Source organism: Microbacterium sediminicola (genome assembly GCF_039531125.1).
GTDB classification, from domain to species: domain Bacteria; phylum Actinomycetota; class Actinomycetes; order Actinomycetales; family Microbacteriaceae; genus Microbacterium; species Microbacterium sediminicola.
In genome coordinates this window covers 620,726-641,095 of sequence record NZ_BAAAPL010000001.1, presented here as the reverse complement: position 1 = coordinate 641,095, position 20,370 = coordinate 620,726, and the positions used below count along the sequence as shown (strand labels likewise).

23 protein-coding genes and 1 pseudogene are annotated in these 20,370 nt (G+C 68.3%); 10 read left to right on the top strand and 14 right to left on the bottom strand.

The features are described 5' to 3' along the window. Positions 1-113 precede the first annotated feature (113 nt). The 6 genes from ABD206_RS02915 to ABD206_RS02890 are packed head-to-tail and all read left to right on the top strand — an operon-like array spanning position 114 to position 5,819. On the top strand, positions 114-1,241 hold the full coding sequence (locus ABD206_RS02915; RefSeq protein ID WP_344069023.1) for a tyrosine-type recombinase/integrase: 1,128 nt from the start codon (positions 114-116) through the stop codon (positions 1,239-1,241). After that, a complete protein-coding gene (locus ABD206_RS02910; protein ID WP_344069021.1) occupies positions 1,241-1,591 on the top strand; it encodes a helix-turn-helix domain-containing protein in 351 nt (116 codons plus the stop codon). The genes ABD206_RS02915 and ABD206_RS02910 overlap by 1 nt, the downstream gene beginning before the upstream one ends. Then, the gene (locus ABD206_RS02905; protein ID WP_344069019.1) at positions 1,584-4,133 is read left to right on the top strand and encodes a hypothetical protein; all 2,550 of its coding nucleotides are present in this window, start codon (positions 1,584-1,586) and stop codon (positions 4,131-4,133) included. The genes ABD206_RS02910 and ABD206_RS02905 overlap by 8 nt, the downstream gene beginning before the upstream one ends. A 26-nt stretch (positions 4,134-4,159) precedes the next feature. Next, positions 4,160-4,546 (top strand): hypothetical protein, encoded by a 387-nt coding sequence (locus ABD206_RS02900; RefSeq protein ID WP_344069016.1) that lies wholly within the window; start codon positions 4,160-4,162, stop codon positions 4,544-4,546. Positions 4,547-4,552: 6 nt separating this feature from the next. Beyond that, positions 4,553-5,302 carry a hypothetical protein gene (locus tag ABD206_RS02895; RefSeq protein ID WP_344069013.1) on the top strand — a complete coding sequence of 250 codons (750 nt, stop codon included), beginning with the start codon at positions 4,553-4,555 and terminating at the stop codon, positions 5,300-5,302. Positions 5,303-5,348: 46 nt separating this feature from the next. After that, the gene (locus ABD206_RS02890) at positions 5,349-5,819 is read left to right on the top strand and encodes a gamma carbonic anhydrase family protein (protein ID WP_425561171.1); all 471 of its coding nucleotides are present in this window, start codon (positions 5,349-5,351) and stop codon (positions 5,817-5,819) included. Positions 5,820-5,834: 15 nt separating this feature from the next. On the opposite strand, the gene ABD206_RS02885 is transcribed toward ABD206_RS02890, so the two are convergent. The 12 genes from ABD206_RS02885 to ABD206_RS02830 form a co-directional block, all read right to left on the bottom strand. After that, entirely contained in the window at positions 5,835-6,530 is a 696-nt protein-coding gene (locus tag ABD206_RS02885) for an alpha/beta fold hydrolase (RefSeq protein WP_195691666.1), read from the bottom strand. Beyond that, on the bottom strand, positions 6,520-8,286 hold the full coding sequence (atzF, locus tag ABD206_RS02880) for an allophanate hydrolase (RefSeq protein ID WP_286932984.1): 1,767 nt from the start codon (positions 8,284-8,286) through the stop codon (positions 6,520-6,522). Before atzF ends, ABD206_RS02885 begins: the two co-directional genes overlap by 11 nt. Further along, entirely contained in the window at positions 8,283-8,987 is a 705-nt protein-coding gene (gene biuH / locus ABD206_RS02875; protein ID WP_228178108.1) for a biuret amidohydrolase, read from the bottom strand. The genes atzF and biuH (ABD206_RS02875) overlap by 4 nt, the downstream gene beginning before the upstream one ends. Then, positions 8,984-10,003, bottom strand: a complete 1,020-nt coding sequence (locus tag ABD206_RS02870; protein WP_195691667.1) for a ring-opening amidohydrolase — start codon at positions 10,001-10,003, stop codon at positions 8,984-8,986. The genes biuH (ABD206_RS02875) and ABD206_RS02870 overlap by 4 nt, the downstream gene beginning before the upstream one ends. Beyond that, on the bottom strand, positions 10,003-10,728 hold the full coding sequence (gene biuH, locus ABD206_RS02865) for a biuret amidohydrolase (RefSeq protein WP_195691668.1): 726 nt from the start codon (positions 10,726-10,728) through the stop codon (positions 10,003-10,005). Before biuH (ABD206_RS02865) ends, ABD206_RS02870 begins: the two co-directional genes overlap by 1 nt. 79 nt (positions 10,729-10,807) lie before the next feature. Further along, positions 10,808-11,449 carry a GntR family transcriptional regulator gene (locus tag ABD206_RS02860; RefSeq protein WP_195691669.1) on the bottom strand — a complete coding sequence of 214 codons (642 nt, stop codon included), beginning with the start codon at positions 11,447-11,449 and terminating at the stop codon, positions 10,808-10,810. A 49-nt stretch (positions 11,450-11,498) separates the two neighbouring features. Further along, positions 11,499-12,314, bottom strand: coding sequence for an ABC transporter ATP-binding protein (locus tag ABD206_RS02855; protein ID WP_228178107.1), 816 nt, complete (start codon positions 12,312-12,314; stop codon positions 11,499-11,501). After that, positions 12,311-13,723: an amidohydrolase family protein gene (locus tag ABD206_RS02850; protein WP_195691670.1), complete on the bottom strand. Its 1,413-nt coding sequence runs from the start codon at positions 13,721-13,723 to the stop codon at positions 12,311-12,313. Before ABD206_RS02850 ends, ABD206_RS02855 begins: the two co-directional genes overlap by 4 nt. Then, complete coding sequence (gene add / locus ABD206_RS02845) at positions 13,720-14,748, bottom strand: adenosine deaminase (protein WP_228178106.1); 1,029 nt, start codon at positions 14,746-14,748, stop codon at positions 13,720-13,722. Before add ends, ABD206_RS02850 begins: the two co-directional genes overlap by 4 nt. Positions 14,749-14,750: 2 nt before the next feature. Then, positions 14,751-15,542: an ABC transporter permease gene (locus ABD206_RS02840; RefSeq protein ID WP_195691672.1), complete on the bottom strand. Its 792-nt coding sequence runs from the start codon at positions 15,540-15,542 to the stop codon at positions 14,751-14,753. Beyond that, positions 15,539-16,321, bottom strand: coding sequence for an ABC transporter permease (locus tag ABD206_RS02835; protein WP_195691673.1), 783 nt, complete (start codon positions 16,319-16,321; stop codon positions 15,539-15,541). The genes ABD206_RS02840 and ABD206_RS02835 overlap by 4 nt, the downstream gene beginning before the upstream one ends. Further along, positions 16,318-17,364, bottom strand: coding sequence for an ABC transporter substrate-binding protein (locus tag ABD206_RS02830; protein WP_195691674.1), 1,047 nt, complete (start codon positions 17,362-17,364; stop codon positions 16,318-16,320). Before ABD206_RS02830 ends, ABD206_RS02835 begins: the two co-directional genes overlap by 4 nt. A gap of 114 nt (positions 17,365-17,478) precedes the next feature. Here ABD206_RS02830 and ABD206_RS02825 point away from each other — a divergent pair, with 114 nt between their 5' ends. The 3 genes and pseudogenes from ABD206_RS02825 to ABD206_RS02815 all read left to right on the top strand — a co-directional run. Beyond that, positions 17,479-17,862: a histidine phosphatase family protein gene (locus tag ABD206_RS02825; RefSeq protein ID WP_267189647.1), complete on the top strand. Its 384-nt coding sequence runs from the start codon at positions 17,479-17,481 to the stop codon at positions 17,860-17,862. Then, positions 17,748-18,269: a histidine phosphatase family protein gene (locus ABD206_RS13620; RefSeq protein WP_374198017.1), complete on the top strand. Its 522-nt coding sequence runs from the start codon at positions 17,748-17,750 to the stop codon at positions 18,267-18,269. The genes ABD206_RS02825 and ABD206_RS13620 overlap by 115 nt, the downstream gene beginning before the upstream one ends. After that, positions 18,202-18,363, top strand: a pseudogene (locus ABD206_RS02815) (gamma carbonic anhydrase family protein); the annotation flags it as partial. The gene ABD206_RS13620 and the pseudogene ABD206_RS02815, both read left to right, overlap by 68 nt. On the opposite strand, the gene ABD206_RS02810 reads toward ABD206_RS02815, so the two are convergent. Both ABD206_RS02810 and ABD206_RS02805 read right to left on the bottom strand, forming a co-directional pair. Continuing rightward, positions 18,360-18,677: a hypothetical protein gene (locus tag ABD206_RS02810; protein ID WP_195691675.1), complete on the bottom strand. Its 318-nt coding sequence runs from the start codon at positions 18,675-18,677 to the stop codon at positions 18,360-18,362. The pseudogene ABD206_RS02815 and the gene ABD206_RS02810 sit on opposite strands and share 4 nt — an antisense overlap. 10 nt (positions 18,678-18,687) lie before the next feature. Next, positions 18,688-19,650 (bottom strand): IS481 family transposase, encoded by a 963-nt coding sequence (locus tag ABD206_RS02805; RefSeq protein ID WP_195691676.1) that lies wholly within the window; start codon positions 19,648-19,650, stop codon positions 18,688-18,690. A gap of 40 nt (positions 19,651-19,690) precedes the next feature. On the opposite strand from ABD206_RS02805, the gene ABD206_RS02800 reads away from it, so the two are divergent. Further along, complete coding sequence (locus ABD206_RS02800) at positions 19,691-20,308, top strand: aquaporin (protein WP_344071390.1); 618 nt, start codon at positions 19,691-19,693, stop codon at positions 20,306-20,308. The last annotated feature ends 62 nt before the right edge of the window (positions 20,309-20,370 follow it).

Here is a 20,370-nt window from a genome sequence, read left to right as displayed (position 1 = left end):
GGCGTTCTAGGTGTCGCTGATCGTACAGGAGGGGTCCGGGGCACCTGGTGATAGTGCGGATCGAGTTGCGCTCGTACCGAGCGTTCGCGTTAGATGCATAATGTCTGCGTTTGATGGGAGCTATTCGGGTGGTTTCGGGGCCGGTGGCGCACGGTGTTGCGGGGTTATATCTGGCCTCGGGTGTCTCGTTCCTGCGCGCGGAAGAGAGCGTCTTCGAGGCGATGATGACGGGGTGGCGTGCGCAGCTGCTGGGCGGCCGCGCGCTGGGCGAGGACTACGTGACCGCGTCGGCTCGGGCGGTGCGGCAGTTCCACGCGCACGCGGGATCGTGGCCGTGGCTGTGGTCGGCGGGGCTGTTCGATGAGTGGATGCTGGACCTGGTATCGGTGCGGCAGTTGGCGCCGTCGACGATCCGCAGCTACCAGCAGGCGGTGCGGCAGTTCTGCGACTATCTGACCTCGGAGCATTACGGCTGGGTCGCCGAATGCGAGCAGCGGTTCGGGACGCACCCGGTGCAGGTCTGCCACGACTGGAACACGACCCGGCATCTGCAGGACTACGAGGGCCATCCCGGCCGGCGTCCGTTGACCCGGGACGAGCTGCAGGCGCTGTTCGATCGCGCCGATGAGGAGGTCGAGCGGTGCCTGGCGAGCGGCCGCAAGGGGGCGTTGCCGGCGTATCGGGATGCGGTGCTGCTGCGGGTGACCTACGCGTGGGGGCTGCGGGCGAACGAGGCCGTTCATCTGGACGTGACCGACTTCTACCGCAACGCACACGCGCCGGAGTTCGGCGAGTTCGGGATGCTGCACGTCCGCTTCGGGAAGGCGTCCAAGGGCGGTCCACCGAAGCGCCGCTCGGTGGTCACGCTGCGGGATTGGGCAGTGGAGGCGGTGCAGGACTATCTGGAGAACGTCTGGCCGTTGATGCGGCCGGATGGCGAGCGGGCGCTGTGGTTCTCGGAGCGAGGCACGAGGCTGCGCACCCGGGAGCTGTCGGACCGGTTCGCGGCCTACCGGGATGATCTCGGGCTGGATCGGGTGTTGTCGCCGCACGCGTTGCGGCACAGCTACACGACGCATCTGATCGAGGAAGGCGTGGATCCGGTGTTCGTGCAACGCCAGCTCGGGCATCAGCACCAGTCGACGACGTCGATCTACACCGGGGTCAGCGGGGACTTCGCGAACAAGATGATGCGGGATGCGTTGCAGCGGCTGCGGCCGCGGGAGGAAGGAGCGGTCTGATGAAGGTGATCGGGTATGAGTGGCGGCTGCGGGAGGTGATGGCCGCGTCGGGGATCTTCGCGACCTCGAGGCTGGTGCCGCTGCTGCGGGAGCGCGGGATCGAGTTGTCGGCGAGCCAGATCTACCGGCTGGCGACGGAGAAGCCGGAGCGGCTGAACATGCACGTGCTGGTCGCGCTGATGGACATCTTCGAGTGCAGCGCCGACGACCTGGTCCGCAAGGTCGACCTGGGCGCATCGGCGGCCGCGACGGGCACCGACGGCGAGGACCACTCGGCAAGCGGCGCGGCGACGCTGCGGGAGAAGGGCCTGCGTCCGCCGCGGGCACGCGTGCTTCCCACCGATGGGTGACGATGTCCGCGGCGACCTGGTCGCGGTCATTGCCGAGGTGGAGACAACCGTCCCGCGAGATGTCGTCCGCCAGATCGTGGATCGCATCATCGTCCAGGAACCCGCAGGGCGGCGGCTGCTCGCACAGCTGCGCGCTGACCCAGGGATGCTGACGGCGGGATCGTCGAGGATCCCGCGACAGTTGGATCGCATCCTGCTGGAGCTTGCCGCCGCCGGCGGAAGCATCGTTCGCCCGCCGGGTTGCGCGCGCTGCAGCCGGGTCGTGCTGCTGAACTGCCGGGACGGTGAGGATCGGATCTGCGAGGCCTGCGGCCGGGCCCGGCTGGACGTGATGATCGACTGCGTCGAGTGCGAACGGCCTGGGCAGCGTCGGCATGCGCAGGTGGCCGACCGGGCCTACTGCCGGTCCTGCTGGACGGCGCTGCAGGAGGTCGCGGACGAGCGGCTGGACCGGTTCGTCGCCGACCACATCCCGGGCGGGACGCTCCACATGATGCTGACGGCGACCGAGGGGATGAAGGCGGATCGCACACTGCGGCTGGCATTGGAATGCGAGCTGTTCGGCGTCGGATGGATCGCCGACCCTCCGGCGGCGTCGGTGTTGTTCGCGAGCTTTTGCGAGCGGCTGCGTGAGCTCGGCGCCGATCTGCCGACGCTGTCCTGCGGGCATTGCGGGAGGGTCGGGAGGCTCCCGGACCGGCTCGAGGGGCGGATCTGCTGCGGCGCCTGCTACAAGGCGGCGCACCGCGCGGTCTGCGACGGATGCGGCAGCACCGCCCACTTGGAGCTGCGGCTCGCGAACGGGGACCGGCTCTGCCAGGCCTGCACGAACCAGCTGCCGGAGTCCTCGGCGACCTGCATCGGCTGCCGGAACCATCGGCTGATCGCGGTGCGCACCCCGGACGGGCCGATGTGTTCCAGTTGCCGCGCCGCGCCGGGCGCCGATATCTGCACGGTCTGCGGCACCTCGGGCCGGTGCCGGTTCCCCGGCACCGAGAAGGCGGTCTGCTTGCGCTGCTACGCCGCCGCGCGCGTGGACGTCTGTCATCGTTGCGGGAAGGAACGGGAGTGCCGGTTTGCGGGCACGGCGAAGGCGATCTGCACGACGTGCGCCCTGCTGCGCAAGCCGTGCTCGGTCTGCGCCCGGGTGGTGCTCCCGATCCGGCACACCCCGGACGGAGAGCCGCTCTGCTGGCACTGCGCCCCGCACATCCTGGAGGCCTGCATCGGCTGCGGCCGCGACGCCCGGGTCAGCGCCCGCACCGATCAGGGCCCGCTCTGCCAGCGCTGCGCCAGGACCAGCCCGCTGATGTTCCGCGACTGCCGACGCTGCGGGACGCACGGCCGGCTGCATCACCGCCGCTGGTGTGATCGCTGCTACGCCCACGACAAGATCCGCGAACTGCTGCCCGACGATGTCGTGGCGGCCGATCCGATCCTCGCCGCCTTGCGGGACCGGTTCCTGGCCGCGGACGAACGGCGCACCCTCGATGCGTTCCGCCGCAACGTGACGGTCGCGAAGTTGCGTGACGCGCTGCGCAGCGCGGATCCGCTGAGCCACGAACTGCTGGACCGGCTGGGCACGCCGGGATCGACCGCGCCCGTCCGCGCGCTGCTGGTCGAGCATGGCCTGCTGCCAGCGCGGGACGAGCAGCTGGTCCGGTTCGAGGCGTGGTGCCGGGAGAAGTCGGAGGCGATCGCGGACCCCGATCATCGCCGCCTGTTCGACCGGTTCGTCCGGTGGCGTCATCTGCGGCAGCTGCGCGAGCAGCACAACTCCGTCGGGCGCCGGCAATCCGACGGGCGACGGCAGGAACTGACCCAGGTCCTCAGCCTGCTGGACTGGCTCACCGCACGCTCGGAGTCCGTGACGATGCTGGATCAGGCGCGGCTGGATCTCTGGCTGCTCGAGAGGCCGAGGGCTGCACGCCGCGTCGCGGCGTTCCTGGAATGGGCCGCCCGCAACGGCACCTGCCCCCGCCTGCAGGTGGTTCCGCTGACCCGCACCGCGAACACCCCGACCGGCGCGAGCGTCGACGAACGCTGGGAGCTGCTGGGCCGGGTGCTCACCGCGCACGACGGCGACCCGCGGACCCGGCTGGCAGGCGCCCTGCTGCTGCTGTTCGGAATCCCGGTCGCCCGACTGCACTTGCTGCGCGTCACCGACATCACCGCTGCCGACCCGGTCACGATCCGTCTGGGCGCCGACCCGTTGGAGCTTCCCGCGGAGATCGGGCAGCTCGCGATCGCCGCCCGCGAGCACCGCGACGCGCCGCGGCTTCTCACCGACGCCGGAGAAGCGGACTGGCTGTTCCCCGGCCAGCATCACGGCGCACCGCTATCCCGCGACTCCCTCACCGACCGGCTGGCCAGGTTCGGCATCCGCGCCCGGCATGCCCGCGCCGGCGCGCTGGCCTCCCTCGCCCAGCAGCTGCCCGCGCCGGTGATCGCGCGGCTGACCGGACTGCACATCGTCGCCGCGACCCGCTGGGCGGAGGCGGTCACGGCCAGCAACGCCCGCTACAGCGTGCTCACCCGCTGATCCGCGGCCGCGGCAGACTCGAGGGCATGAACGATGAGCTTCCCCCGCAGATCCAGGCGATCGCCGACCGCACCGCGGACGGCTGGGCGCCGGCCATCGACGTCGGCCCGGGATGGTTGGATCTGCTCGCCCGGCTGGACCAGCGGCTCGCGGAGATCTCGCCCGGCTATCTCGTCGAGCAATGCAAGACGAAGTTCGGCACCCTCCGCTACTACGCGCGCCCCGAAGAGGACGACCACATCGACGCGGCCGGGTTCGCGGCCGCCATCCGGGAAGCCGAGGACGACAGCGCCACCGTCTGCGAGGACTGCGGCCAGCCGGCCGGGCAGGTCACGATCCGAGGGTGGGTCTGGACCCTCTGCCCCGTCCACGTGCAGCAGCGGGCGAACCCGTCCGGCATGTCGGCCAGGTGATCCATCATGGATGACATGACCAATCTGGATGCACTGATCCCGCCGCACGAACCGGCCGAGGACACCCTGGCGTTCGCGGGCAAGGCCGCGCTCTCCATGGTTCCCGTGGTGGGCCCGCTGGCCGCCGAGACCCTCGCGCACGCGCTGGAGAGTCGGCAGGCCGAGCGGCAGCACGAGTTCAACGTCGCGATCGCGCGGGCCCTCACCGACGCGACCTCGCGGCTGGATGAGGCGGCGACGATCGAGGACATCGTCGGATCGGACGAGTTCATCGCCGCTGTCACCCGAGCGCAGCGCGCCGCGGCCGAGACCGCGAGCCGGCAGAAGCGGCAACGGCTGGCCGCGGCGGTCGCCAACGGCGGCTCGTGGGCGCCGTTCTCGGCCAGTGAGCGTGAGCAGTTCACCCGACTGGTCGACGAGTTCGACCAGCTGCACGTCTGGCTGCTGCACTACTTCACCGACCCCACCGGCTGGCTGCAGTCCCGCGGCCTCTACGCCCAGCACGCGAACCTGATGATGGGCGGCATCGACGGGCCGTTGGGCACCGCGCTCGGCGTCCCGCAGAAGGTCTGGAGCGGCCCGGTCGGTCAAGCCGCCGCGGACCTGGACCGCGCGGGCCTGGCCTCCATCCCGCTGACCACGATGATGACCCCGCAGGGCATCTTCGCGCCGCGCACTTCGCAGAAAGGCAAGCGGTTCCTCGCGTTCATCAACGAGCCCGACTCCCTGGCCGCGGACCCGCCCGCCTCCCTGTGATGACGACCGGGCCGATCGAGGCCGACGGGCTCCCGCCCGGCCGGAACTGCCCGGCCTGCGGCGAACCGCTCGAGCCCGGTCACATCGACGACACGCTGCAGATGCCAACGTCTGGTTCGGCGCGGTGCTGCGCGGCGACATCGACGAGATCGTGCTCGGCGAACGCAGCAACCTCCAAGACAACGCGGTGATCCACACCGAGGCGGGCAACCCGACGATCATCGGCGCCGACGTCAGCATCGGCCACGCCGCCGTCGTGCACGGCTGCGTCGTCGAAGACGGATGCCTCATCGGCATGAACGCGACCGTGCTGAACGGCGCCGTCATCGGCGCGAACTCGCTCGTCGCCGCGGGGGCGGTGGTGCTCGAGGGAACCGTCGTTCCGCCGCGATCGCTCGTCGCGGGCATCCCCGGCAAGGTGCGGCGGGAGCTCACCGACGAGGAGGTCGCCGGGCTGCTCGGCAACTCCGCGCGCTATGTGCCGCGGTCGAAGATCTACCGCGCGGCCGAGGTCTAGAAGACCGCCGCGAGGTCACCACCAGAACCTCGCCCACCCCGAACCTCCGTCATCGATCCCCGGATGCCCGGGCGCATCCAATCCGGCGACCTCGCGCACCAGGGCGGCCAGCCTCGCGGGCTGCTCGTATGTGACGAAGTGCCGGGAGCCTTCGATGGTGCGAGTCTCGTAGCCCAGCCGCCGCAGCTCTCTCGCAACATGGTGCCTGGGCGCAGCCGACCGAGACCCCGTCGTGACCACGCATCGGGGTCCCCCGACCGGTCGACGTCGAGGCTGAAAGCTGCGGAACATGGCGATCTCCTTCGCCGTCGTCGCGTCGACGTCTCCGTGGTCATCGAGCAGGTCGACCGACCACCTCCTGCCATAGAGCGCCTTACCCACCGCTGTCGTCCCGCCACGGCGAAAGGCCTCGGCGGTCGGGGAGAGAAGGTCCGGCACCAGGTTCCCCGCCGCCGGCTCATGGAGGACGAATCCATGGCACGCGGCACCCATGCCCGCGAGCGCGAGACCGAGGGTTGCCCCGCCTGACATCCCCACGATGACCGCGCCCGCCGCATACTCGGCCAGCCACTCGATCTCGTCCTCCAACCGACCGGTCTTCGGGCGACGAAGCGCCCGAAGCTGTGGAATCAAGCGCTTCAGAGGATCCCAGACGGCAGGTGAGGCCGCGACCCCGTGAACCGCGAGGATCGGGACGTCGTCAGCTGGCATCGGCCGCCCTGTTGAGATCATCGGCCGCCGCGGCCATATACGAGCGCCACCCGCCGTACGCGGTGATGTCACGCGCTCCCTCGAGCGCCGTCGGATCGCAGACGAATCCGTGGACGGCGGTGCCGTCGTCGAGCTCGAGCGTGCCGATCGCCAACGGTGCACTCACACCGCGGAGAAAGGACCCGACGGTAGCAGTCGGAAGCCGATAGACCTCGACCTCGATACGAGCGCCTTCTCGTAGATCGGTCACCAGCCCGGGACGTCGCGGCTCGTCGCCGGGGAGCGCGTAGAGCCGGTACCGGGGTGCGGTCATCGTGCGCCGGCTCAGGAGCCCGCCGCGATCGGTGATTTGGTGATGAAGTCCGAACCCCTCGAGATGGGCGCCGACGACGGCGACCTCCATCAGCGAGTCCTGGTCGACCGCATCCGCGAGCGCCGACGCCAGCCCTGCGAGTTCCTGGTCGGCACCGGAAGGCCCATGAAGGGTGACACCGAAGGGGACGTGCGCCGCCGTACTCCCCGCCGGGACCGCGATGGCGCACATGTCGAGCAGGTTGGTAAAGGTCGTGTAGGTACCCAATTGCGCGTTGAGTTCGACGGGGTCAGCGCGCATCTGCTCGACCGTGTAGGTCTTCGTCACCGTGGGAGTGAGCAGAGCATCGACCGAACGGAGGATGTCATCCGCCTCCCGCCGCAACTCCCACACGCGGTGCATACTCGACCAGACCTGTGCGGCCGACATCGCACCGGCGCCCGCCAAGATCTGGCGCACGACCGGGTCGACGTCGTCTCGGTCCTCCTCGAGCGCGACCGAGACGGCGGTCGCGCGCTCAGCAAGCCACGCACCGCCATACAGGTGACGACCTGCCTCGAGAAGCGGGGTGTAGTCGATCTCAACCAGTTCGGCTCCGGCTCGGACGAGGTCGGCACGGACCCGACTCCACGCGTCCTCCTCGCCACGCTCGCCCCATCCGGCGACAACCTCAGGCACGCCCAGGCGGACTCCGGCGAGCGAGACCGAAGCAACCCGGGCGGAAGGAACCGGGAGCGGGCGCGACCAGGGGTCCTGATCATCGAAGCCGGCGATCACCTGAGCCACGATGGCTGCGTCGGCAACCGAGTTCGCCATCACCGAAACGCAATCGAGCGACCGGCACGCCGGCACGACACCGCGAGTGCTGACAAGGCCCACACTCGGCTTGAGACCGACGACCCCGTTCAACGCCGCGGGAACGCGCCCGGACCCCGCGGTATCGGTCGCCAGAGAAAACGCAACCAGGCCCGCCGCAACAGCTACCGCGGATCCTGATGACGACCCGCCGGAGATGAGGGAGCTATCGTGGGCCGAGGAGGGCGTCCCGTAAGGAGAACGGGTACCGTTCAGACCGGTAGCGAACTGGTCCAGGTTGGTCTTGCCGACGAGGATCGCGCCTGCCGCGATCAGGTCGCGAACCACGGGTGCCGACTGCTGGGGGCTGTAGGCGAAAGACGGGCACGCCGCCGTCGTCGCCCACCCCTCGACGTCCATGTTGTCTTTGACCGCGAAGGGGATGCCCCAGAGCGGAAGACGATCGCGATCGGCAGGATCGAGTGCTTCAGCATCTCGGACGAGTCGATCGGAGACCGAGATCCAGACTCCGTCACGTCCTCGCGCATCGATCGCAGCCAGAGTGCGCTCCGCCACATCGCGAGGTGTGCAGGTTCCCCGCCGGTACGCGGAGTGGAGGCGGGCGATCTCCATGCGAGGAGAGATCACCGCGCGGATCCCTTACCGAACGCGTCATCCAGCGCCGACGACTCCGCGACCGCACCGAAAACACCCCCCTGCATGGTGATCATCTTCAGCGCCGCCTCGTAGTTTCCGTGATCGGTGGCGCCTGTGCAGTCACTGAGCAGAAGGCACTCGTAGCCGCGATCGTTCGCCTCCCGCATCGTCGTGTGCACGCAGACGTCGGTTGTGATCCCCGTCAGAATCAGATGAGTGATCCCCCGAGTGCGCAAGATCACGTCGAGATCGGTTCCGTAGAACGCCCCCTTGCCAGGCTTGTCGATGACGATCTCGCCCACGAGAGGTGCCACTTCGGGCACAATCTGCCACCCGGGTTCCCCGCGTACGAGGATGCGTCCTCCCGGTCCTGACGACCCGATCTCGGCACCGATCTGCTGCGAGCGCCAGAGTTTGTTGGGCGGGCAGTCCGAGAGATCCGCCCGATGACCCTCGCGAGTATGGATCACCTGGAGGCCTGCCGCGCGAGCGGAACCGAGGATCCGCGCTGTGGGCGCGAGTCCGCGTCGGGTGAGTGTGAGGTCGTACCCCATGCGGTCGACGTAGCCACCGACCCCGCAGAAGTCCACCTGCCAGTCGATACACAGGAGCGCGGTCGACTGGGCGGAGAACGTTCCGTCGAACGGCCACGCGTACGGTGTGGCCGCTACCGGCCCGAATCTGCTCGTCATCGCCTCGTCTCACCTCCGCCCGTGGGTTCCTGCCACACCACCGTCACCGGACCTCCTCCAGGTGGCCCTTGGTTCTCGGCGCCTCCGGAGACGTAGATCGATGTGCGCCCGAACACCCCCGCTAGAAGGCCTCCTACGGCCGCGCGCGCGTGTCGTGTCGACGAGAGGTCGGTGTCGGTGAGCATCGTGTGCCGTAACCCTCGGATCCGCCCGTCCGGACTCGCCTCGGCCTTCGCGAAGACCTGCACGATGGTGCCGCCGGCGGCTCGGATGCGATCGCGGAGCGCGACGATCTCCTCCACGTCGATCGCGTCGTGCATGACCACCGTCTCAGCGTTCAGCTGTCCGCCGGGGTCGAGTCGAGACCCGAACGCCAGCACGAGGCACCGGTCGAGCTCGATACCGGCGGAAGCCGAAGCGACCGCCGACCAGACAGAAGGATCGCCTGCGAGGCCTTGGTCCGCTTCGACTCCGCCGATCTCTCCGCACGCGAGCGCGACGCCCAGCGAGCTAGCCGCTCGGGATCGCGCCATCGATAGGTAGGGATCATCCGTCACGGCCCCGCCTCTCGCTGACACGATCTGCTCGGTCGTCAGCAAAGGGCATTTCACGAGCACCATGTGGGCGTTGCGTGGATCAAAGCCTCCGTTGCGGCACGCTTCGAGCGTCGCCGCAGCGACCGCGTCGACCTGCTCTCGGCGCCCGAGCCCTTCGACAGATAACCGAGGGGTCTGCGCGAACCCCGCCGCAAGTCGCCCGTTGCCTGATGTCGAACCCTCCGAAACCACGGTGACATGCGGGCTGAGGACTCCCTCAGTGCCGCCCGACATGACGGTCAACGCCGGTTCCGAGAGCCCCTCGGTCCAGGCGCGAGTCGCGAGAGCCCGGCTGAAGTCGTTAACGCCGCCGTTCCCCTCCGTCTTTCCGATGACGGCAAGGACCCTTCGCCCGAACACCCTGTCGACCGGGGCGTCGTCGGGGGCAGCAACCGGCACGACCGTCAGATCGACATACATCAGCGCGTCCGGTCGTCGGCCGGGAGCGATTCCGCACCCAGCGCGGCGAGGACGGAGTCCGATGAAGCGACAGCCGCGAACAAGCCGCCCTGCATCGTGAGGATCTCGATCGTCTGCAAGTGCCGGGCGCGATCGGTCGCGGCCGTGCAATCCGACAGCACGAGTACCTCGAACCCGCGATCGTTGGCCTCCCTGATTGTGGTCGACACGCAGACATCGGTGGTCAACCCCGTAATCAGCAGATCGGTAATCCCCGCCATGCGCAGAATGTGCTCGAGGTCGGTGGCGTAGAACGCACCTTTGCCGGGCTTGTCGATGACCGTCTCACCCGCAAGCGGGGCCAACTCGGGGATGATCTCCCACCCAGCCTCGCCTCGAATCAGCACGCGTCCCAGAGGCCCGACGGACCCGATCTCGACCCCCTGACTGGCGGAACGCCACCTCTTGGTGTCGGGCAGATCAGAGAGATCGGGGCGGTGCCCTTCTCGCGTGTGGATCACCGTCAGCCCGAGTTCGCGCGCCCGCCCAAGCACTCTTTGGGTGGGTTCTATCGCCGCACGGGTCAGGCTGATGTCATAGCCCAGCGAATCAATGAATCCACCGCTGCCGCAGAAGTCGACCTGCCAGTCGATGCAGAGCAGAGCCGTGCGCGTGAGATCGAGTTGACCGTGCCACGGCCAGGCATAGGGATCCGCCTGGATCGCCTGCGGTGTTGTCGTGGTCACTATGACTCCCTTGCTCACCTCGATCGTATACGACCTACCGGAGAGGGCCGGCGTCGGAGTGTTACCGCCGTGTTAAACCTCAGCGACGGATGAGCTCGTCGAAGAACGCAAGGTCGCCGAGGACGTGCTCGCGCATGAGATGAGCCGCGGCCTCCTCGCCGCCGAGAATCGACGCGCAGATGTCGCGATGCTCATCCCACGACCCGGCAGCGCGCGCAGCCAGCTCCGCTCCGAATATCCAACTGAGGCGGCTGCGCAGCGTCCTCAGCATCTCGACGAGTTCTCGATTTCCGGAAGCAATCGCCACCGTGTCGTGGAATCGCTCCACCAGCTCCGAATGGCGCTCGGGTTCGGTCACCGGGTCGAGGGTGCTGCCCTCTTCTGTAAGAGATCGAAGTTCGCGTGCCATCGCCCCTCCGTGGGCAGCCGCGGCAAGCCGCGCCGCCATCGCCTCGAGTTCGGCGCGGATCGCGATGAGCTCGCGGGTGCCCGATGACTCGGGCTGGGCGACTATTGCACCCTTGTATTTGCGCAACTCGAGAAAGCGCTGCTGCTCCAGCACCTGAAAGGCCTCGCGCACGGGTACTCGGGAGACGTCGAAATCGGAAGCAATCTCCTCCTCGCGAAGCCGGCTGCCGGGAACGTACGAGCCATCGATGATCCGTCCCCGGATCGCGGCGGCAATCACGTCGCGCAGGGGAAGCCCAGCACGAGAAGCCATGCTCCTCACTCTAGGGACCAACCCCGCCAGATGCCGAGTTCCGGTCGCCTCAGCTGGATGCTCCCCCGCTTGCGGACGATTCCGCCTCCGTCGCGTCCAGTCGCGCGTTCAGCCCGTCGACGATGCGATGCAAGCGATCATCCCGCAGCAGATCCGGCTCACGGGGTCGCTCGAACCCCACTTCGACGACATCGGCGACCTGCGCCGGTCTGGCGCTCAGCACGACGACTCGGTCGGCGAGGAACACCGCCTCCTCGACGCTGTGCGTGACGAGGAGCGTCGTGATGCGCAACCGCGTCCACACCGCCTGCAGCTCCACATTGAGTCGTCGTCGCGTCACCGCGTCGAGCGCTCCGAACGGCTCGTCCAGAAGCAGAACGGAGGGATCCAGAGCCAGAGCCCGCGCGATCGAGACTCGTTGACGCATCCCGCCGGAAAGCTGGGACGGGCGCGCATCGGCGAAGCCCCGGAGTCCGACCAAGTCGATCAGATCATCTACCTGGTGCCGATCGACGTCACGGCCCGCGACTCGGAAAGGGAGCTCAATGTTCTTGCGCACCGTCAACCACGGCAGCAGTGCGTGGTCCTGGAACGCGACACCCAGGCGATGATCGCGCGCGAGGACTCGCGGATGCTCACCGGCGATCGTCACGGACCCCGAAGTCGGCTCGTCAAGTCCGGCAATCATCCGCAAGATCGTCGACTTCCCCGAGCCCGACGGGCCGATGAGCGCGACGAACTCCCCCTCGGCGATCTCCAGGTCTACCCGCTTGATCGCCTGGACCGACGCTCCGCGCTTCAGCCGGAACGACTTCGAGACCGCCTCGACCCGCACGCTGCGCCCGAGAGGCGCGCCGGCGTTCATCGGCCCACCTGGAGTCGTGCGCGGTCCGCGATGCCGCGGGAACGCTCCGAGGCCTCCCGCACCAGGGCCGCGAGGTCGCCGTCAGCGCCAAGGAAGGTAGGAACGCCGCGTTCGACGACGACCCGACCGTCGACTATCACGGTACGTACCGCGACCGTGGGTTGCAAGAATACGAGCGCCGCGTACAAGTCGGCCGCGGGCGTCATCCGCGGCTCCTCCAGATCAAGGATGACGAGGTCGGCGCGCTTGCCGACCTCGATCGATCCGATCAGGTCATCCATACCCAGAACCCGCGCTCCCTCGATCGTTGCCATTTCCACGACCCGCTGCGGACTGATCGCCCCCGGGTCACGACTCACCGCGCGGTGCAGGAGCGCCAGGAGCTTCATCGAACCGAAGAGATCGACCGCATCCGAGCAGTTCGCATCGTCCGTGCCGATCCCCATCGGGATGCCCGCCCGGAGCATTCGCGGAACCGGCGCGACCCCGGCGCCTAGAAAGGCGTTGCTCGCCGGCTGCGTCGATACCCGGGTGCCCGATTCTGCGAGCAACCGGATCTCACGATCGGAGACGTCGATGCAGTGCGCCGCGAGCAACCTCTCATCGAGCGCACCGACGCTGTCGAGATACTCGACCGCGCCCATCATGTGCTGCACGCGCTCCCGCTCGTCCTCGGCGACGTGCATCGTCCACATGGTTCCGCGCTCGCGCGCGATCTGTCGGCTCCGCTGCAGGGCGCGTCGGGAGACGATTCCGGGGATCGCCGGCGACGGCCACACTCGGATCCGACCCTCACCGGCCCTGTCGTACCTCCGCACGATCTCATCGAGGTCGGCCAAGACGCGATCGGTGTCGACGAAGATGTCGCTGTCCGGAACGTCCGGGGCCTTCGCACGGACCGCGCCGAGATAATCCTCGAAACCCGGCGCAGGCTGGTCGGCGAACATGCGAGCGTATACAGCGCGGATGCCGCTCTCGACGAGGGCCTCGACAGTGCTCGCCGCGGTGGAGACCATGGAACGCGTTCCAGCATCCTCGTTGTCAACGATCGTCGTCACACCGTTCATCAACGCCTCCGTCGCGAACAGCAAGGTCGCGCACCGGATGTCGTCGTTCTCGTACACGCTCAGGCCCGGGTACAGCACGTTGTAGAGCCACTCGTAGAGTGGCCGATCGTGGGAGTAGCCGCCGCGAAGCAGGATCTGCGGCACATGGGTGTGCGCGTTCACGAGTCCCGGGATCACCGCGCGCCCCGCCGCCTCGATCACCCGCGAGCCGACGGGAATCTCGACGTTCGATCCCACTGCGACGATCTCGCCGTCCTCGACCAACACGGTCGCCCGCTCGAGGTCGCGGCGCTCATCGTCCATCGTCAGCACTCGCGCGTCAACGATCGCCACCGCGCTCATGCCCGCGCCTCCTCGCCGGCTGCCACCGCATCGAGCTCCGCGAGCAGCGCGCTACGACGGTCATCGTCGCAGAAGGCCGACTCGATCGATGTTCGCGCGATGGCGAGAAGGTCATCGCGCTGCCAGCCGAACGCCCGCGCGGTCGCGGCGTACTCCTGGTCGAGAATCGATCCCAGGGCAGTGCCGTCGTCGGTGTTGAGGCTGATCCGCACCCCGGCTTGCCGCAACTCCTCGACTGGATGCGCGGCCCGGCTCTCGGTAAATCCAAGAGCGACGTTCGACCCCGGGCAGATGCCGAGCGGGATGCCTCGGTCGGCGATCTCGGCGACCAGCGCCGGTTCCTCGATCGCGCGGAAGCCGTGATCGATACGATCGGCCATCAGGAGGTCGATCGCATCGCGGACACCCTCGGGACCACTGGACTCCCCTGCGTGAACGGTCCGGTAAATGCCACGGGATGCCGCGCGGCGGAAAGTGTCAGCGAACCTTGCGGACACACGCCCGGCAACCGCTTCGTCGCCGTCGATCGACAGGGCGACCACCCGCGGATGGTCCCGCTCCAGCATCCAATCCAGCAGTTCATCGGCCTCAGCGGCGGATTGCTGGCGCAACAAGCTCAGGCACAGGCCAGTCGACGGGAGTCCGTCCTGTTCCGCCTCTCGCCATCCGGCGTCGAGGGCGTCGACGAGTCCCGCGATATTTCCGCGCCAGGCCTCCCAGTGGGTCGGGTTGATGATCACGTCGGTGTAGCGGATGCCGCTGGCCGCCTGCCTCTGGGCGAACCGATAGGCGACGGATGCCGCGTCGTCGGCGGTCCTGACCAGCGACGCACCCCAGTCGAGGAACTGGAGAAATTCGGTGAGTCCGTCGAAATCGAAGAGCTGCTCGGCCGGTCGGCGAAGGGGCACCCCGTACTTGCCGGCCAGTCGCATCAGCTCCTCCCGGTCGATGCATCCGTCCAGGTGCACGTGGACCTCGGCTTTGGGTACCGTCCGTACCCAAGCCTCGTCGATGTTGTCGTTCACGATCATCCCTTCCCATTACTGCCGTCGTGATAAGCCGCTTCGAGCCACCGCGTCACGGCCGAAGCCAGCCCGAAGAATGCGAGAGAGAGCACTGTGGCGACGATGGCGGCACCCCAGGATCGCGACATGTCGTAGGAGACCCGCGACACCACGAAGAGCTGCCCGAGACCCGACGACCCGACGACGAACTCGGCGAGCAGCACCCCGACCACCGACCCGACCGCAGAGAGCCGGAACGCCTCCAAGAGCGAAGGGACCGCGGCCGGGAGATCGAGCCGCCGGAACCTCGTCCATCTCGAGGCTCCCAGCACCGTCAGCAGGTCCTGCTTGCTGCGCGAGGCGGAGGCCAGACCGCGCGACACCAGGACGAACGCTGGAAAATACGCGACCAGTGTGGCGACGACCAGCACGGTCGGCGTTCCGTAACCGACAATCCGCGCGAAGATCGGAACCATCGCCACCATGGGAACAGCGCGGACGATCAGCACCGCGGGCCGCACCGCCGCACGCACGACTCCTGAGAGATGGGCCGCGATGGCGAGTCCGATGCCAAGCAGTTGTCCCAGGACGAGACCCGTCGCGGCCAGCCCGGCGCTCACCGTGAGGTCGGGAAGATACGCATCCGGATGTCCGACCAGGTCGGCGAGAACACTCGCCGGGGAGGGCATGACGACCCGGTTGACCTGCCCGATCACGACCCACAGCGCCCACGCGGCGACGATCGCCACGACCGCCACGTTGTCCCAGGCGAACCGGGCGACCGCTCGCCCGATAGCCGTCACGCGCGCGTTCACAGCCCGAACCTCGCCGCGCTCCGCCGGGCGAGTGACGCAGCGCCGCCGTAGACGATGCTGGCGGGCACTGCGGTCAGGACCCCCGCCGCCCACAGCAACGGGATGTCGTAGTTCTGCATCGAGTTGATCAGCAGGGGCCCGATGCCCCGGGCGGAGCCGAACCACTCGCCGATCACCGCCCCCAACAGGGCCGCGGGAATCGCCAGCTGAAGAGCCGCGAACACCGCTGGGAGCGCCGCGGGCGCTTCCAGCTGCGCGAGCACCGCGATCCGCCGGGCACCCAGTACGGCAAACAGGTCCTCCTGCGCCGCCCGTCGGGTCCACAGCGCGGAGCAGATGACGACAAAGGCAGCGAAGTAGGCCGCTGTCGCCGCCAGCGCCGCGGGCACGACGGCGCGGGGCAGAAGGACCATGAGCAGCGGGCCGAGGGCGACGACCGGAACCGCCTCGACGAGAACCGCGAAGCGCTCCGCCGGGCGACGCGTGACCGGCATCAGGCGGGAGAGCACCGCGGTCGCCACCGCGGCGCTGATTCCGATCACGCCGCCGAGAAGCCCCTCCTGGACGGTCACCCCGAGCGCCCCCCACAACCTCGGCGCACGCGCGGGATCGACGATCACCCACAACACGTCGGTGAGGGGTGGCCAGGAGGTGGAGAGGACCCCGGTCCGGCCGATGATCTCCCACGCCGAGGCGAAGAGGAGCACGCCGATCACGATCTCGATGGTCTTTCGGGACCGCGTCGCCGTGCCGACCGGACCGAGGTCCTGCACAGTCATCGGAGCAGGGTTGCCGATCCGCCGAAGACCTCGTCGAGCAGCGATTCGTCAACGTAAGTCGCGACATCAGGAAGATCGGTCATGCCCGCAGCCCGCAGGATCGGGTACATCTTCTGCTCGATGTCCTCCGCCGAGATCCGCAACAGACCCGACTCCGCGGTGAGATCGCTCGTCGTCATCGGGATCTGATTGATGTTCTCCTTGATCTGCTGGCTCAGCGAGAGTCCCAGGTCGGCTCCCCACACGTCGACCGCGAGCTGCGCGGCCACTTCGGGGTCGTCGGCGTTCTTCTCCCAGCCCTTCACGGTAGCCCGCAACCAGGCGACAACCAGGTCGCGGTTCTCTTCCAGGTAGGTGCGGTCGACGAAGATCATGTTGGAGTAGACATCCAGACCCAGGTCCTGCCACGACACGCTGGTGTAGTCCACACCCTGCTCTTCGAGGATGAGTCCCTGGTTGGTGGCGAAGGCGGTGATCCCGTCGACGTCTCCGTTCACGAGCGCTTGCACGTCGTAGCCGATCGGCACGAACTCGTAATCCGGCTCTAGCCCGTTGATGGTGAAGATGGCATCCAGTTCACGCTGCTGCCCCTGGGGGCTTCCGATGCGCTTGCCGATCATGTCCTCGACCGAGTTGATCGGGTTCTCGGAGAGCGACAGGATTGCCAATGGGCTCTCCTGGTAGACAGCACCGACGAGCACCACGTCGGCTCCCTCCGACACGGCGTCGATGAACGAGGTGAAGTTCGTATCGAGTCCGATCGGTGCGTCACCGGATGCGACGATCTGAACGGTGTTGGAGACGTTGGGGCCGCCCGGCAGCCATTCGGCGACGATGCCCTCCTCCGCGTAGTAGCCCTCGCTCTCGGCGATCCACATTCCGGCGAACTCCACGTTGGTGACCCAGTTCAGCTGTGTCGCCACGACCGGAAGGGACTCTTCCTCGGTCGATGGCTCCGCCGCACAACCGGCGATCGTCAGCATCCCCACCATGGTCGCACCCGCCCAGGCGAGACGCCTATCGCGGTGGCTTGAAGTCTTCATAAGCCTCTCAATTCTCGCGGCAATCATGACGAGATCTCTCGCGTTTTGTATACGATCCATGCTCGCTGGCTGTCGTTACGCGGGCATGGCCTGAACATTTCCAGCGTGTAAAAGATGCTGCGCCGCCCGCAGGGGCGGGTCACCGGCGCCGTTCCCGGCACTGAAGCGTTCGGCGAGCACCCCGAAGTCAGGCGGTCGCTGCGATCCTCAGGATCACAACGCCGACGATCGACGACCCCCGCGATCCGGGAATTCGCGCGGCGATACCTGGGCGTGCTGCCGTGGCGCCTCGCCCACCGGGCGCGGTTCCTCCTGCTGGTGGCGCCCGTGAGGCTCGTCGTCGTGGGCTCCGGGGCGGTCTGGACCCGTGGTCGGCGTGATCGGTGCCTTCACGTCATGATCGTCGCGTTCATCCGGCATTGTCAGGCCGACTGGAACGCCGAGGGACTCATCCAGGGATCGAGCGACATCCGGCTCAACAACACCGGACACCGATAGGTGGCGGATACCCCGATGACCCTGCGCTCACTGCCGTGGATGCGGTCGTGAACTTCCCGCTCCTGCGCGCCCGCGAGACGGCCCGCATCATCGCGGAAGGGCTGAACACCCCGTTCGGCACCGCGTATCCGAAGCTCGCCGAACGCGACTACGGCGAGCTGGAGGGCACCTCGGCCGCCGCCGCGATCGCGCGCTGGCCCGACCGGGAGTATCCGGGCGCAGCGTCGCTCGACTCCGTCGCTGTGCACGGGGTCGTGGCCCTGACCCGCATCGCCACCGACTTCCCGGCAAGGCGGTGCTCGTGGTCTGCCACGGCACGCGAGGTGGTGGTGCTCGAGGGGCACGATCGTGCCGCCGCAGTCGCTCGTCGCGGGCATCCCGGGCAAGGTGCGCCGCGAGCTCACTGACGAGGAGGTCGCGGGGTTGCTCGGCAACTCCGCGCGCTATGTGCCGCGGTCGAAGGTGTACAAGGCGGCGGAGGGTCAGGACGCCGCGGGTTAGGACACCGCCGCGATCCGCAGGATCACGACGCCGACGACCGGCACCAGCGCGACGACCAGCGCCAGGATCGCGATGCCGCGCGCGAGACCGCGCACGAGGCAGACGATCGAGATCACCAGCGCCGCCAGCACGAGCGCGGCTCCGGCGAGGAACAGCACGATGAATCCACCCGCTCCGCTGCCGCTGCCGTCGAGGGCGGCGGGAACCCCGAGCACGAAGCCGGCGTACATGGCGGCGGTGCCAAGCACGGCGAGCAGGAGGGCGATGCCGGCAGGGACGCGGGTGGGGCTGACGTAGACGTCGCTGTCACTCATGGCGACCACCCTAGGTGTAGCGACCCGTGAGGTTGTGAAGGCGGCAGGTGGGGGTGTGGCCTCCGAGGGCGGTGTGGGGTCGTCGGTGATTGTATTCCTCGAGCCAGTCGGCGTAGGTGGCTGATCTTGCCGCGTTCGAGAGGTAGGTCGATGCGTAGGCCCACTCGGCGGCGAGGGTGCGGTTGAATCTCTCCACTTTCCCGTTCGTCTGTGGCCGGTAGGGGCGGGTGCGGATGTGCCGGACTCCCTCGCCGAGGGCCGCGGCGAAGTCGTGGGAGCGGTAGCAGGAGCCGTTGTCGGTCATGACGGCTTTGACGGTGAGGCCGGCTTCGGCGAAGTGAGCGCGGGCGCGGATCCAGAACCCGGCGGCGGTGTCCTTCTGTTCGTCGTCGAGCTCTTCGGAGTAGGCCAGGCGGGTGCAGTCATCGACCGCGTGGTGCAGGAACGAGTAGCCGGTCCCGGCGCGGCGGTTGCGGCGTCCGGCGTGACGGCCGAGCATCCGGTGGCCGCCACCGTCAGGGATCCGACCCAGTTTCTTGATATCGACATGCACGATATCGCCCGGCGCGGCCGCCTCGTACCGGATCGGTTTCGGCTTCCGAACGGGCAGCCCGGTGTTGCGGTCCAGATGCGACAGCCGCGGCATCCGATAGCGGGCAAGCACCCGACCCACGGTCGCCGGGTTCAACCCCAGATGCCAGGCGATCCGCCGAGCACCCCACCGCCGGTTGAAGCGGATCGCGACGATCCGCCGCTCCGTGCGACGGTCAAGCTGGGTCGGCGATCGATACGGACGGGAACTGCGATCAGTCATCGGCTGACCCGCCCGGTATCGATCGGCCCACTTCTTCGCCGTCGCCTGCGAACACTGGAACCGTTCCCCAGCCCGGGCGAGCGACCAGCCGCCGACAACGACCGCACGAGCAAGCCGAAGCCGCCCCCTCGGCGTCAAATGAGCATTAGCGTGAACCACGAAGACCTCCGGTCACCGATGCGAGTTGTCAGATACCCACATCGTCCCGGAGGTCTTCACCTACCCGCGACGCACACAACGTCCCGGGTCGCTACAGCTAGGCCTCGGCGTCCTCATCGTCCTGCTCGCCCCGGTCTCCGGCGCACACTTCAACCCCGTCGTCTCCGCCGCCGACGCCCTCCTCAGCCGCCGCCCCGGCACCGGGCTGCCGGCACGGGAGCTCATGGTCTATCTGCCGGCGCAGGTCGCCGGCGGGATCGGCGGCGCGGTCCTGGCCAATGCCATGTTCGCCACCCCGACCGCGATCTCCACCACCGACCGCGCCACCCCGGCCACCTTCCTCGCCGAAATCGTCGCCACCGCAGGCCTCGTGCTCCTCATCATGGGGCTCACCCGCACCGGCCGGCCCGCACCCGTGATCGCGACGGCGGTCGGCGCCTACATCGGCGCCGCCTACTGGTTCACCAGCTCCACCTCGTTCGCCAACCCTGCCGTCACCATCGGCCGCATCTTCACCGACACCTTCGCCGGCATCGCCCCCACCTCCGTGCTCCCGTTCCTCGCCGCACAACTGATCGGCGCCGGCACCGCGATAACCCTCACCGTCGTGTTGTTCCCCCAGTCGCGGCAGTCGGTCAACGACCCGCTGGCCGACTGAGCATCGTCGCGGTCATCGCGCGAGCGGGAAGTCCGTCCCAATACGCCCGACTCCCAGCCACT